Below are 13,138 nucleotides of genomic sequence, written 5' to 3'. Positions count from 1 at the left end.
CGTCGGTGGGTCTACTACTGTAGTCCCGCGCCGGGCCGGGGTCCAGGCCGGCTAGTCGCGCCCCGACTGGCCGCGGCCATTGCCATTGCCGTTGCCTTCGCCCCGCGGTTGGTCGCGGCCGCCGCCCTGCGGACGAGCCTGCTGCTCGCGCTGCTGTTGCTGGCGGGCCTGCTGCTGGGCCTGTTGGTCGCGTTGTTGTTGCTGGCGCATCTGCTGCTCGCGCTGCTGTTGCTGGCGGGCCTGCTGCTGGGCCTGTTGGTCGCGCTGTTGTTGCTGGCGCATCTGCTGCTCGCGCTGCTGTTGCTGGCGGGCCTGCTGCTGGGCCTGTTGGTCGCGTTGCTGTTGCTGGCGCATCTGCTGTTCGCGCTGCTGTTGCTGGCGCATCTGCTGTTCGCGCTGCTGTTGCTGGCGATCCTGCTGCTGGGCCTGCTGGTCGCGTTGCTGCTGCTGGCGCACCTGCTGCTCGCGCTGCTGTTGCGGCGGCGGCGCGTCCCTGCGTCCGTCCTGGCCGCGGTCTGGACCGCCGCGTTGACGGTCCGGCCCGTTGCCGGGCCGCGCGCCATTGTCCGGGCGCCGCGGGTCGGACGCGTGGTTGACGTAGGCCTGGGGCGGGCGGCCGCGGTTGCGTTCGTAGGACTGGTTGCGGTCGCGGCTGGCGTCGCGCACGTAGCCGTGCTGCATCTGGGTGGGAGGCGTGTGGCGTTCCTTGCGCGCGGCCAGTTCGCGGGGATCGGCGCGGCGCTGGATGCCCGACGGTCCGCCGTGGTAGCTGACGCGGCGCTGGTCCACGTTCTTGACCACCACGTTGTGCTGATAGACGTTGGTCACGCGCGTGATGTTGACGTTGGTGACCGAGCGGTTGTAGTAGAAGCGGTCGCGCTTCCAGTAGCCGCCCACATAGCCCATGCCGGTGTAGCCGAAGCCGTAGTTGATGCCGCCATAGAAGCCCACGTGCGGCCCCCAGTAGCCGGCGGTCCAGATGTACACGCCATTGGCGAAGCCCCAGTAGCCCGGCGTCCACAGCGCGCCCACGTAGGGCGCCAGCACCCAGGCGCCCGGCACCCAGAAAAAGCCGTAGTGGTTGCGGCTCCAGTACCCGGGAACCCAGAGATAACCGTCGGCCGGAGCGGGCGGCTGCGTGTAGACGGGCAGGGGCGGCGGCGGCTCGGGACTGCGGTCCACCAGCGCCAGGTTGGCGTCGGCCGGATCGCCGCCCTCGTACACGGGAGCGGCGGGCGCGGGCGGCGGCGCTTCATAGACTTGCGCGACCGCGCCGGCGCTGGCCGCCAGCAGCACGGCCGCGGCCAGCGGCCGCGCGGTAAGAATCCGGGTAGGGGCGATCATGGTTTTTCCTTTACGCGACGGATGCGCGGATCAGTGGCCACGATAGTAGTAATGCGGCGCAGGGTAGGCCGGGTAGTAGTACTGCGGCGTGTAGTAGACCGGGGCCGGGCGGTAATGGGCCGGCCGGGCCGGCACCACCACGCATCCGGTAAGGGCGCTGGACACCGCCAGCATCAGCAACAGACTTTTTTTCATTGTGCGACTCCTGCCAAGCGCCAGGCGCGGCGTGCGCCCCGATTGCGCTTGTAAGGATTAGGCCATAGGCCGGCGCTTGCAGTTCTGGACTGTAATCGTTCCGAAACAGCTTTCAGGTGACGGATGTTTGCGTTTGCGTGACGGTTGATGTCGTTCGTATCAATGATTCCGGAAGCCATGAAAAAGGGCCGCTCTTGCGAGCGGCCCCCATGGCGCGGAACAGCCGGCGGCGCGGCGTTCAGTTCCAGCGTCCGCCGTTGCCGGCGAGGCTGAAGCGGCCGGCGCCCATGAAGGCGATGGCCAGGCCGGCGAAGAGGAACATGCCTTGCAGTTCCAGGGCCCAGCCGCCGTTGCTGGTCAGGCTGCCGATCTGCCCGGTGTGGGCCAGCAGGATGGCGACGAGCATGTTGATCGCGACCAGCAGGCCGCCCAGGCGGGTGTAGATACCGATGATGAGGAGGACAGGGGCGATGATTTCGCCGACGTAGACGCCATAGGCGAGAAAACCGGGCAGGCCGTGCGACGACAGCATGCCGCCGATGCCGCCGACGCCGCCGCCGGTGAGTTTGAACAAGCCGTGCAGGAGTATCAGGATACCGAGGGCTAGACGCAGGATCAGTTTGCCGGTGTCATCGGACTTGATCATGGTGGGTTCTCTTCTAATGGTTGAAAGGGACTGCGGCCGTTGGAGCAGGTTGCGAGCCTTTGGTTCCGCGCCCCGCGAACCGGGGACGGACCGACTCATTATGGCAAGAGCGTAGTGAAACCATCAACCGTTTGTGGCGGCGCCGCGACGTTTTGCAACGAAGGCAGGCCGGTTCAGAACGCTTCCAGGAAGCGCATGCGGAAACGCCGTCCCTTGATATTGCTGTTGGACAGCCGCGAGAACGCCTGCTTGGCGATCTGGCGGTCCAGCGCCACGTAGGAGGCGAATTCGCCGATATTGATCTTGCCGACCTGCTCGAACGCCAGGCCGCCGTCGCCCGTCAGCGCGCCCAGCAGGTCGCCGGGACGCAGCTTGTCTTTCTTGCCGCCCTGGATGCACAGGGTGATCATGGGCGCGCGCAGCGGGCGGTCCGCCTTGGGACGCAGCGACTTGATGTCGGCCCAGACCAGCGGCGCGCCCTGGTATTGCTCGATCAGGTTGGCCCAGCGCATTTCGTCGGGCGAGCACAGGCTCAGCGCCAGGCCTTTCTGTTCGCCGCGGCCGCTGCGGCCGATGCGGTGCACGTGCACCTCGGTGTCCTTGGTGACGTCCACGTTGATGACCGCGCCCAGGTTCTGTATGTCCAGGCCGCGCGCGGCCACGTCGGTGGCGACCAGCACGGCGCAGCTCTGGTTGGCGAACTGGATCAGGATCTCGTCGCGCTCGCGCTGTTCCAGGTCGCCATTGAGCGCCTGGGCGCTGATGCCTTCGGCCTGCAGTCGCTCGACCAGGTCGTGGCTGCGAATCTTGGTGTTGCAGAAGGCCAGCGTGGAGGCCGGCCGGAAATGCGCCAGCAGGCGCGCCACGGCGTCCAGCCGGTCGCGCTCGTCGATCTCGTAGAAGATCTGTTCGATGCGGCTGGCGTCATGCTGCGTTTCCACCTTGACCTCGGCGGGATTGCGCAGGAAGCGCGCGGCCAGCTTGCGGATGTTGTCGGGATAGGTGGCCGAGAAAAGAAGAGTCTGCCGGCGCGGCGGGCAATGCGAGGCGATGGCGACGATGTCGTCGTAGAAGCCCATGTCGACCATGCGGTCGGCCTCGTCCAGCACCAGCGTGTTCAGGCCCGAGAGGTCCAGGCTGCCGCGCGCCAGATGGTCCTGGATGCGGCCGGGCGTGCCCACCACGAGGTGCGCGCCGCGCGCCAGCGATTCGGCCTGGGGACGGGCCGCGGCGCCGCCGCACAGGGTCAGCACCTTGACGTTGGCGATCTGCCGGGCCAGGCGGCGCAGTTCCTGCGCGACCTGGTCGGCCAGCTCGCGCGTGGGGCACAGCACCAGCGCCTGCGGCGCCAGGCGGGCCGGGTCCAGCTTCTGCAGCACGCCCAGGCCGAAGGCCGCGGTCTTGCCGCTGCCGGTCTTGGCCTGCGCGATGAGATCGCGGCCCTCCAGGATCAGCGGCAGGCTCTGGGCCTGGATCGGCGTCATCTGCTCGAAGCCCAGGCTTTGCAGGTTGCCGAGCAGGGCGGGCAGAAGAGGCAGGGTGGTAAAGGCGTTGTCGGTCACGGTAACAGGGGAAAAAGCGCGGCGGGGACGGAATGTCCGTTACGTCCGAGAGTGTACCGCTAGGCCCGCGCTTCGTAGGTGCCGGCCAGCGCGCGGGCGGCCTCCTGCATGCGCGGCAGCCACGCGCGCGCGCCGTCGATGGACAGCCGCGCCACCGGCGCATGCAGCGCCACGGCGGCGATGGCGCGCTTGCCGTGCAGGATGGGCACCGCCATGCAGACGATGCCGAGCAGGTATTCCTCGCGGTCGAAACTGGCGCCCTCGGCCTTGATGGCGCGCAGTTCGCGTTCCAGCGCCGCCACGTCGCACAAGGTGTTGGGCGTGTAGCGCGGCAGCGGCGCGGCGGCCAGCAGGCGCTGGCGCGCCTCGCGCCGCATATGGGCCAGGAACAGCTTGCCGCTGGCCGAGCAGTGCAGCGGCACGCGCGAGCCCGGCTGCAGGTTGACGCGCAGCGGCCACGCGGTCTCGACGCGGTCCAGGTAGATGACTTCGTCGCCGTCGAACATGGTGCAGTTGCAGGTCTCGCCGATTTCGTCGACCAGGCTGTCGAGGATGCGGTGGCGTTCGCCGCGCAGCGGGGAATTGATCAGCGTGTCGCGCGCCAGCGCGCTGAGCCGCGGCCCGCTGACGTAGCTCTTGGCGGCCGGCTCGCGCAGCAGCATGCCGGCGTCGACCAGCCGCGAGAGGATGCGCAGCACCGAAGGCTTGGGCAGGCCGGTGGCCTCGGTGAGCGCGGCCAGCGACACCGGATGTGCGGCGCGCGCAACCTGTTCCAGCAAGGCCAGCGCGCGCAGCGCGGCGGAGGATTCGTCTTTCATCTTTCAATAATTGAAGATTCGGCGCGGTGATGCCTATGCTCGCACGGATTTTGCAGAAAATGAAACGCGGCGGGCTGGGATAGGCGGACGTTCTGCTGCAGTATCAAGGCACGCCGGCCTAGATGCAACCCGACCCGCGCCGGCCTGCCAGGAGAGACACCATGAGCAGCAAGCAACACATGACGCCCAGCGAAGCCTTCGTCGAGACGCTGGTCGCCCAGGGCGTAAAGGATGTATTCGGCATCGTCGGCTCGGCCTTCATGGACGCGCTGGACCTGTTCCCGGCGGCGGGCATCCGCTTCGTGCCCACCGTGCACGAGCAGGGCGCCGCGCACATGGCCGACGGCTATTCGCGCGTGACCGGCCGCCACGGCGTGTGCATCGCGCAGAACGGCCCCGGCATCACCAACTTCGTGACCGGCGTGGCCGCCGCCTACTGGGCGCACAGCCCGGTGGTGGCGATCACCCCCGAGACCGGCACCTCGGGCATGGGCCTGGGCGGCTTCCAGGAAACCGAGCAGCTGCCGATCTTCTCGCGCATCACCAAGTACCAGGCGCACGTCAACCGGCCCGACCGCATGGCCGAATTCACCGCCAAGGCGTTCGACAACGCCATGGCCGAGCGCGGTCCGAGCCAGCTGAACATCCCGCGCGACTACTTCTACGGCGAGATCGACGTGGCCATCCCCGAGCCGCGCCGCGTGCGCCGCGGCCCCGGTTCCGACGAGGACCTGGAAGCGGCGGCCGCGATGCTGGCGCAGGCCAAGTTTCCGGTCATCGTGGCCGGCGGCGGCGTGCTGTTTTCGGACGGCCAGGCCGAATGCGTGGCGCTGGCCGAACTGCTGGGCGCGCCGGTCGTCACCAGCTACCTGCACAACGACGCCTTCCCGGCCAGCCATCCGCTGTGGTGCGGGCCGCTGGGCTACCAGGGCGCCAAGGCCGCCATGCTGCTGCTGTCGCAGGCCGACGTGGTGCTGGCGCTGGGCACGCGCCTGGGCCCGTTCGGCACCTTGCCGCAGCACGGGCTGGACTACTGGCCGCAGAACGCGCGCATCATCCAGGTCGACGCCGACCACCGCATGCTGGGTCTGGTGCGGCCGGTCTCGGTCGGCATCTGCGGCGACGCCAAGCCGGCCGCCGCCGCGCTCACGGCGAGGCTGCAGCAACGGGAAGTCGCCAGCGCCCGCACCAAGGCCGAGCGCGCCAGGCAGATCGCGGCGCAGAAGGCCGAATGGGAAAAGGAACTCGACAGCTGGGCGCACGAGCGCGACGACTGGAGCCTGGACGTGATCGAGCGCGGGGGCGGGCGCATGCACCCGCGCCGCATGCTGCGCGAACTGGAGCGCGCCATGCCCAAGCACGTGATGGTGTCCACCGACATCGGCAATATCTGCTCCGTGTCCAACAGCTACCTGCGCTTCGACGAGCCCAACTCCATGCTGGCCGCGATGAGCTTCGGCAATTGCGGCTACGCCTTGCCGGCGCTGATCGGCGCCAAGCTGGGCCGGCCCGACCGTCCGGCCGTGGCCTACGTGGGCGACGGCGCCTGGTGCATGAGCTTCCAGGAACTGCTGACCTGCGTGCGCGAGCAGATCCCGGTGACGGCCGTGGTGTTCCACAACGGCCAGTGGGGCGCGGAGAAGAAGAACCAGGTGGATTTCTACGGGCGCCGCTTCGTCGGCAGCAACCTGAAGAATCCCAACTTCGCCGAGCTGGCGCGGGCCATGGGCGCCGAGGGCATACGGGTCGAGCACGAGGACCAGGTCGGCGCGGCGCTCGCCGCGGCGTGCCGCGCGCAGTCCGAGGGCAAGACCACGGTGCTGGAGATGATGGTCAGCCAGGAGCTGGGCGACCCGTTCCGGCGCGACGCGCTCAAGCAACCCGTGCGCCTGCTCGACAAGTACAAGCGCTACGTGAACCAGCCGTTCCGCCCTGGCGAGGTGGCGCTGCCCATCGATCCGGTCGGCAGCTGACGCGACCCGTGCGGCGCGGCGCCCGCCGCGCCCGGCCCGCTGGCAGGAGCACACAGAATGGAAAGCGATCGAATGTTCGAGCCGCTGCGCCGCGCCGCGCTCGAGGCCGGACGCCTGCGCACGGCGGTGGCCTATCCGCTGTGCCCCACCAGCCTGGGCGCCGCGGTGCAGGCGCGCGAGGCCGGCTTCATCGAACCGGTGCTGGTGGGTCCGGCGGCGCGGCTGCGCGCGCTGATGGCCGAGACCGGGCTGGCCGAGGACGCGCTGGAGGTGGTGGACACGCCGGACGACGAAAGGCTGGCGGCCGGCGCGGCCGCCGCCCTGGCGCGCGACGGGGCCGTGCGCATGCTGATGAAGGGCAGCCTGCACACGGATCATTTCATGTCGGCCGTGGTTGCGCGCGAGGCCGGGCTGCGCGGCGCCCGGCGCATCAGCCACGCCTTCGTGATGGCGGTGGCGGCCTATCCCAAGCTGTTCATCTTGACCGATGCGGCGGTCAACATCGCGCCCACGCTGCAGGAAAAGGCCGATATCGCCCAGAACGCCATCGACCTGGCGCGCGCGCTGGGCGTGGCGCGTCCCAAGCTGGCGGTGCTGTGCGCCACCGAATCGGTCAACCCGTCCATGCCCGCCACGCTGGACGCGGCGGCCCTGTCGAAAATGGCCGACCGCCAGCAGATCCGCGGCGCCGAAGTCGACGGCCCGCTGGCCTTCGACAACGCGATCTCGCGCGCCGCGGCCGAACAGAAAGGCATCGTGTCGGCCGTGGCCGGGGACGCCGACATCCTGCTGGTACCGGACATCGAGGCCGGCAACATGCTTTACAAGGAACTCACCTGGCTGGCCGGGGCGGGCACCGCGGGGCTGGTGCTGGGCACGCGCGTGCCGGTGCTGCTGACCAGCCGTTCCGACTCCATGCCGGCCCGCGTCAACAGCTGCGCGGTGGCCGTGTTGTACGCGCGCGCGCTGGCCGCCTCGTGAGCACCGGGGCGGGGCGCGCTGGTTCCAACAAGTCCGGCGGTTTGGTACTAAGCCCGGACCCGCATGCTGGCTACGCTACCCCCAAAGACCATCATCCGATGCATGGTTCATAAGCCGGAACATAAAGGGGTTCGACATGCGCAGCGCAAGACACTACCTGACCACCATACTGGCCGCGCTGGCGCTGGCCGGAACCGCCGCGGCGGCCGATGCGCCCAAATCCGGAGGCACGCTGGTCATCGGCTCGACGCAGGTGCCGCGGCACCTGAACGGCGCGGTGCAGTCCGGCACCGCGACCGCGCTGCCCAGCACCCAGCTGTTCGCCAGCCTGCTGCGCTACGACGCCGACTGGAAGCCGCAACCCTATCTGGCGCAAACCTGGGAGCTGGCCGAGGACGGCAAGTCGCTGACGATGCACCTGCGCAAGGACGCGCTGTTCCATGACGGCAAGCCGGTCACCTCGGAAGACGTGGCGTTCTCCATCATGGCGGTCAAGAAGAACCACCCGTTCCAGACCATGTTCGCGCCGGTCGAGGCCGTCGACACGCCCGACCCCTATACCGTGGTGCTGCGCATGAGCAAGCCGCACCCGGCGATCCTGCTGGCGCTGTCGCCGGCCCTGATGCCGGTGCTGCCCAAGCACATCTACGGCGACGGCCAGGACCTCAAGACGCATCCGCGCAATTCGGCCAATGTGGTCGGCTCGGGGCCGTTTGTATTCAAGGAATTCAAGCCGGGCCAGGAAATCGTGCTGGAGAAGTTCGACAAGTTCTTCCTGCCGGGCAAGCCCTACCTGGACCGCATCGTCATGAAGTTCAACCCGGACGCCACCAATCTGCTGATCGGGCTGGAGCGCGGCGACATCAACGTCTTGCCCTACATGACCGAGCCGACCATTCTGCGGCGCGCCAAGGACAACGCGGCGCTCACCATGACCAACCAGGGCTATGAAGGCATAGGCGCGCTCAGCTGGCTGGCCTTCAACACGGCGCGCAAGCCGCTGGACGACGTGCGCGTGCGCCAGGCCATCGCCTACGCGATCGACAAGCGCTTCATCACCAAGGCGCTCAATGGCGGTTTCGCCAAGGCCGCCGACGGCCCCATCGTCGCCACCAGCCCGTTCGCGTCTCCGGACGTCAAGAAGTATCCGCTGGATCTGAAGAAGTCCGAAGAACTGCTGGAGGCGGCCGGCCTCAAGAAGGACGCCAACGGCGTGCGCCTGACGCTCACGGTGGACTCCATACCGGGCTCGGACGTGCAGGGCAAGAACGTGGCGGAGTACCTGCGCAGCCAGCTCAAGAAAGTGGGCATCGCCATCCAGGTGCGCGCCTCGCCCGACTTCGCGACCTGGGCCAAGCGCGTGTCCAGCCACGATTTCGACCTCACCAACGACATTGTCTTCAACTGGGGCGACCCGGTGATCGGCGTGCACCGGACCTACCTGTCCACCAATATCCGCGACATCATCTGGACCAATACGCAGTCCTACGCCAATCCCAAGGTCGACGCGCTGCTGGAGCAGGCCGGCACCGAGACCGACGTGGACAAGCGCCGCGCGCTGTACGCCGAATTCCAGCGCATCGTCACCGAGGACCTGCCCATCGAGTTCCTGACGGTCGTCCCGTACCACACCCTGGCTTCCAAGAAGGTGCACGCCTTGCCCAACGGAATCTGGGGCGTCATGTCCCCCATGGACGACACCTATCTGCAGTAGGAGCGCGGCCATGATGCGCTATCTCGTGCGCCGTCTCGCCTATGCCCTGGTGCTGCTGCTGGCGGTGGTGACGCTGAATTTCCTGCTCATCCACATCGCGCCGGGCGATCCGGTCGAGACCATCGCCGGCTCGATGGGCGGCATCAGCGCCGAACTGAGCGCGCAGCTGCGCGCCCAGTACGGGCTGGACAAGCCGTTCCTGGCGCAGCTGGGCATCTACCTGTCGCAGGTGCTGCGCGGCGACCTCGGCTATTCGTACTTCTTCAACGTGCCGGTGGCGCAGCTGATCTGGGAGCGGGTGCCGGCCACGCTGCTGCTGGTGGTGACCTCGGTGCTCAGCGCCTTTCTGGTCGGCACGCTGCTGGGCACGCTGGCCGCGCGCAAGCCCAACGGGCCGCTGTCGCAGGGCATCACGCTGCTGTCGGTGGTGGGCTATTCGGCGCCGGTGTTCTGGACCGGCATCATCCTGATCCTGCTGTTCGCCTCGGTGCTGCCGCTGTTTCCGGTGTCGGACATGCGCTCGGCGGGCGGCCCGCAGGAGGGCTGGGCGGGCGTGCTGGACGTGCTGCACCACCTGGTGCTGCCGGCCTTCACGCTGGCCTTCGTGTACCTGGCGCAGTACAGCCGGCTGGCGCGCGCCAGCGTCATGGAGGCGCTGGCGGCCGACTACATCCGCACCGCGCGCGCCAAGGGCCTGCCCGAGCGCTCGGTGCTGTACAAGCACGCGCTGCGCAACGGCGTGCTGCCGGTGGTGACCATGCTGGGCCTGCAGTTCGGCAACGTGCTGGCCGGCGCCATCCTGGTCGAGACGGTATTCAACTGGCCCGGGCTGGGGCGGCTGGCATTCGATTCCGTGCTCAGGCGCGACTATCCCACGCTGCTGGGCATTCTGCTGTTCGCATCGCTCCTGGTGGTGGTGATGAACCAGCTAACCGATCTGGCCTACCGCCTGATCGATCCCCGGATCAAGACGACATGAGCCAAGCTCCCTCCGCCATGCCTGTTATCGCGCCCGCCGACACGGCGGCGGCCCGTCCGCCGGCCCGGCCTTCCTACGAAGCGCTGCGCGTGTTCGCGCGCAATCCCTCGGCGGTGGCCGGCGCGCTGCTGCTGGCCGCCATCCTGGGCGTGACGATCTTCGGGCCGATGGTCATGCAGGCCGATCCTTTCGAGATCGCCTGGGCGCCCATGACCCCGCCGGGCGAGGACGCGCTCTTGGGCACCGACTACCTGGGACGCGACGTGCTGACCGGCATGGTCTACGGCGGGCGCGCCACCTTGCTGGTGGGCCTGGTGGCCGCCGTGCTGTCCATGGCCATCGGCCTGACGGTGGGCGCGCTTGCCGGCTATTACGGCGGCTGGATCGACGAGATCCTGATGCGCATCACCGAGTTCTTCCAGGTGCTGCCCACCTTGCTGTTCGCGATGGTGCTGGTGACGCTGTTCTCGCCATCGCTGGCCACCATCGCGGTGGCCATCGGCGTGGTCAGCTGGACCGGCACGGCGCGGCTGGCGCGCGGCGAGTTCCTGCGGCTCAAGCGCCGCGAGTACGTGCTGGCCGAGAGGGTCATCGGCGCGTCGGACGCGCGCATCATCTGGAAGGTGATCCTGCCCAACGCGCTGGCGCCGCTGATCGTGTCGGCCACGCTGGCCATCGGCACGGCGATCCTGTTCGAGGCCGGGCTGTCGTTCCTGGGCCTGGGCGATCCGAACGTGATGAGCTGGGGCCTCATGATAGGCAGCAACCGGCCCTACATCCTGACCGCGTGGTGGGCCGTGACGCTGCCCGGCGCCGCCATTTTCCTGACGGTGCTGGCCGTGAGCCTGATCGGCGACGGGTTGAACGACGCGCTCAACCCCAACTCGCGGGGGCGCGCATGACGGCCGCCGACCAGACCCCGGTGCTCGAAGTCGACGGCCTGAGCCTGGAATTCCGCACGCGCTCGCGCGTGGCCGAGGTGCTGAGCGCGGTGAGCTTCGACATGCGCGCCGGCGAAACGCTGTGCCTGGTGGGCGAGTCGGGCTGCGGCAAGAGCATGACGGCGCTGGCCATCATGCGGCTGATCCCGCCGCTGGGCCGGATCGGCGCGGGCAGCGTGCGCCTGCGCGGCGCCGACCTGGCCGCGCACGACGAAGCGGCCATGCGCGAGGTGCGCGGCAACAAGATCTCGATGATCTTCCAGGAACCCATGACGGCGCTCAACCCGGTCTACACCGTGGGCGACCAGATCGCCGAGCCGCTGCGCCTGCACCAGGGCCTGAGCAAGGCCCAGGCGCGCGAGCGCGCCATCGAGATGCTGAAGTCCGTCGGCATTCCGCTGCCCGAGCGGCGCGTGGACGACTATCCTCACCAGATGTCCGGCGGCATGCGCCAGCGCGTCATGATCGCCATCGCGCTGGCCTGCGACCCGGACGTGCTGATCGCCGACGAGCCCACCACTGCGCTGGACGTGACGGTGCAGGCCCAGATCTTCGACCTGCTGCGCGAGCAGCAGGCGCGCCGCGGCACCGCCGTGCTGCTGATCACGCACGACATGGGCGCGGTCTCGGAAATGGCCGACCGGGTGGTCGTGATGTATGGCGGGCGCGTGGTGGAGCAGGGCGGCGTGCGCGAAATCCTGGCCGAGCCGCGCCATCCCTACACCCGCGGGCTGATCGCCTGCCTGCCCGAACTGGACCGCCAGCCTACCGACATCCGGCCCGACCTGCCGGAGATTCCCGGCGTGGTGCCCTCGGTCTGGGAGCGCGGCGCGGGCTGTCCGTTCCGCGACCGCTGCAGCCAGGCGATGGCGCGCTGCGCCGAGGCCTTTCCGCCGCTCACCCAGGTGGGCGCCGCCCATGAAGTGGCCTGTTGGCTCTATCCGGAGGCAGCGCCATGACGACGCCGCACGCTCCCGCCTTGCTGTCCGTGCGCGACCTGGCGGTGCATTTTCCCATCGGCGGGCGCGGCCGCGACGGCAGGCCCGCGGTGGTCAAGGCCGTGGACGGCGTGTCGTTCGACCTGGCGCGCGGCCGCACGCTGGCGATCGTGGGCGAGTCGGGCTCGGGCAAGACCACCACGGCGCTGTCGGTGCTGCGGCTGGCCGACCCGACCGCCGGTTCCATCCACTTCGACGGCGCCGACCTGACGGCCTTGCGCGGCCAGGCCCTGCGGCGCATGCGGCGGCGCCTGCAGCTGGTGTTCCAGGACCCGTATTCCTCGCTCAACCCGCGCCAGCGCGCGGGCGACATCGTGCGTTCGCCGCTGGACCTGATGGGCATCGATCCGCCCGGCGGGCGCGAGGCGCGCGTTGCCCGCATGTTCGAGCTGGTCGGCCTGCGGCCCGAGCAGCGCCAGCTGTTTCCGCACCAGTTCTCGGGCGGCCAGCGCCAGCGCCTGAACGTGGCGCGGGCGCTGGCCAGCGCGCCCGACCTGATCGTCTGCGACGAACCCGTGTCGGCGCTGGACATCGCCATCCGCGCGCAGATCCTGAACCTGCTGCGCCGCATCCAGCGCGAGCAGGGCCAGTCCTTTCTGTTCATTTCCCACGACATGGCGGTGGTCGAGCACATTTGCGACGACATCGCGGTCATGTACCTGGGCAAGATCATCGAACAGACCACGCGCGAAGCGTTCTTCTCGCGCCCGCTGCATCCCTACAGCGTGGCCCTGATGTCGGCGGTGCCTACCGTCAAGGGCGGACGCGAGCTGGCCGCGCGCCGCGTGCGGCTGGCCGGCGACCCGCCCAGCCCGGTGGACCCGCCGCCGGGCTGCCGCTTTGCCGGGCGCTGCCCGGCCGCCCAGCCCATGTGCGCCGCGCAGGAGCCGGCGCTGCGCGAGGTCGCGCCGGGCCACCGCGTGGCCTGCCATTTCGTCGAAACCCGCAACGGCGTGCTGACTTCGCCGCTGCAGGGCTGACCCCGGA

At 69.1% G+C, this 13,138-nt stretch carries 12 protein-coding genes; 7 read left to right on the top strand and 5 right to left on the bottom strand.

Going from position 1 to position 13,138, the window contains the following annotated elements; all coding sequences use genetic code 11:
- Nucleotides 1-51 precede the first annotated feature (51 nt).
- The 5 genes from A6B37_RS06420 to A6B37_RS06405 form a co-directional block, all read right to left on the bottom strand.
- Complete coding sequence (locus A6B37_RS06420) at nucleotides 52-1,344, bottom strand: BcpO-related WXXGXW repeat protein (RefSeq protein WP_111825251.1); 1,293 nt, start codon at nucleotides 1,342-1,344, stop codon at nucleotides 52-54.
- 30 nt (nucleotides 1,345-1,374) lie between these two features.
- The gene (locus A6B37_RS26040) at nucleotides 1,375-1,539 is read right to left on the bottom strand and encodes a hypothetical protein (RefSeq protein WP_168202122.1); all 165 of its coding nucleotides are present in this window, start codon (nucleotides 1,537-1,539) and stop codon (nucleotides 1,375-1,377) included.
- A gap of 238 nt (nucleotides 1,540-1,777) precedes the next feature.
- Nucleotides 1,778-2,185 carry a DoxX family protein gene (locus tag A6B37_RS06415; RefSeq protein WP_111825250.1) on the bottom strand — a complete coding sequence of 136 codons (408 nt, stop codon included), beginning with the start codon at nucleotides 2,183-2,185 and terminating at the stop codon, nucleotides 1,778-1,780.
- 173 nt (nucleotides 2,186-2,358) lie between these two features.
- On the bottom strand, nucleotides 2,359-3,747 hold the full coding sequence (gene dbpA / locus A6B37_RS06410; RefSeq protein ID WP_102770998.1) for an ATP-dependent RNA helicase DbpA: 1,389 nt from the start codon (nucleotides 3,745-3,747) through the stop codon (nucleotides 2,359-2,361).
- Between the two features lie 59 nt (nucleotides 3,748-3,806).
- Nucleotides 3,807-4,565, bottom strand: coding sequence for an IclR family transcriptional regulator (locus A6B37_RS06405; RefSeq protein WP_102770999.1), 759 nt, complete (start codon nucleotides 4,563-4,565; stop codon nucleotides 3,807-3,809).
- A 161-nt stretch (nucleotides 4,566-4,726) separates the two neighbouring features.
- Between A6B37_RS06405 and xsc the strand changes: the two genes are divergently transcribed.
- The 7 genes from xsc (at nucleotide 4,727) to A6B37_RS06370 (ending at nucleotide 13,131) form a co-directional block, all read left to right on the top strand.
- Nucleotides 4,727-6,538: a sulfoacetaldehyde acetyltransferase gene (gene xsc / locus A6B37_RS06400; protein WP_111825249.1), complete on the top strand. Its 1,812-nt coding sequence runs from the start codon at nucleotides 4,727-4,729 to the stop codon at nucleotides 6,536-6,538.
- A gap of 57 nt (nucleotides 6,539-6,595) precedes the next feature.
- Nucleotides 6,596-7,519: a bifunctional enoyl-CoA hydratase/phosphate acetyltransferase gene (locus tag A6B37_RS06395; RefSeq protein ID WP_111825248.1), complete on the top strand. Its 924-nt coding sequence runs from the start codon at nucleotides 6,596-6,598 to the stop codon at nucleotides 7,517-7,519.
- A 136-nt stretch (nucleotides 7,520-7,655) separates the two neighbouring features.
- Nucleotides 7,656-9,233: an ABC transporter substrate-binding protein gene (locus A6B37_RS06390; RefSeq protein WP_102771002.1), complete on the top strand. Its 1,578-nt coding sequence runs from the start codon at nucleotides 7,656-7,658 to the stop codon at nucleotides 9,231-9,233.
- A 10-nt stretch (nucleotides 9,234-9,243) separates the two neighbouring features.
- Complete coding sequence (locus A6B37_RS06385; RefSeq protein ID WP_102771003.1) at nucleotides 9,244-10,212, top strand: ABC transporter permease; 969 nt, start codon at nucleotides 9,244-9,246, stop codon at nucleotides 10,210-10,212.
- Nucleotides 10,209-11,114 carry an ABC transporter permease gene (locus A6B37_RS06380; protein WP_102771004.1) on the top strand — a complete coding sequence of 302 codons (906 nt, stop codon included), beginning with the start codon at nucleotides 10,209-10,211 and terminating at the stop codon, nucleotides 11,112-11,114. The genes A6B37_RS06385 and A6B37_RS06380 overlap by 4 nt, the downstream gene beginning before the upstream one ends.
- Nucleotides 11,111-12,112 carry an ABC transporter ATP-binding protein gene (locus A6B37_RS06375; RefSeq protein WP_111825247.1) on the top strand — a complete coding sequence of 334 codons (1,002 nt, stop codon included), beginning with the start codon at nucleotides 11,111-11,113 and terminating at the stop codon, nucleotides 12,110-12,112. Before A6B37_RS06380 ends, A6B37_RS06375 begins: the two co-directional genes overlap by 4 nt.
- The gene (locus tag A6B37_RS06370) at nucleotides 12,109-13,131 is read left to right on the top strand and encodes an oligopeptide/dipeptide ABC transporter ATP-binding protein (RefSeq protein ID WP_111825246.1); all 1,023 of its coding nucleotides are present in this window, start codon (nucleotides 12,109-12,111) and stop codon (nucleotides 13,129-13,131) included. Before A6B37_RS06375 ends, A6B37_RS06370 begins: the two co-directional genes overlap by 4 nt.
- Nucleotides 13,132-13,138 lie beyond the last annotated feature (7 nt).

This window comes from Achromobacter sp. HZ01 (genome assembly GCF_003267925.1).
Classification (GTDB): domain Bacteria; phylum Pseudomonadota; class Gammaproteobacteria; order Burkholderiales; family Burkholderiaceae_B; genus Achromobacter; species Achromobacter pulmonis_A.
This window is presented reverse-complemented; position numbering and strand designations above follow the sequence as displayed.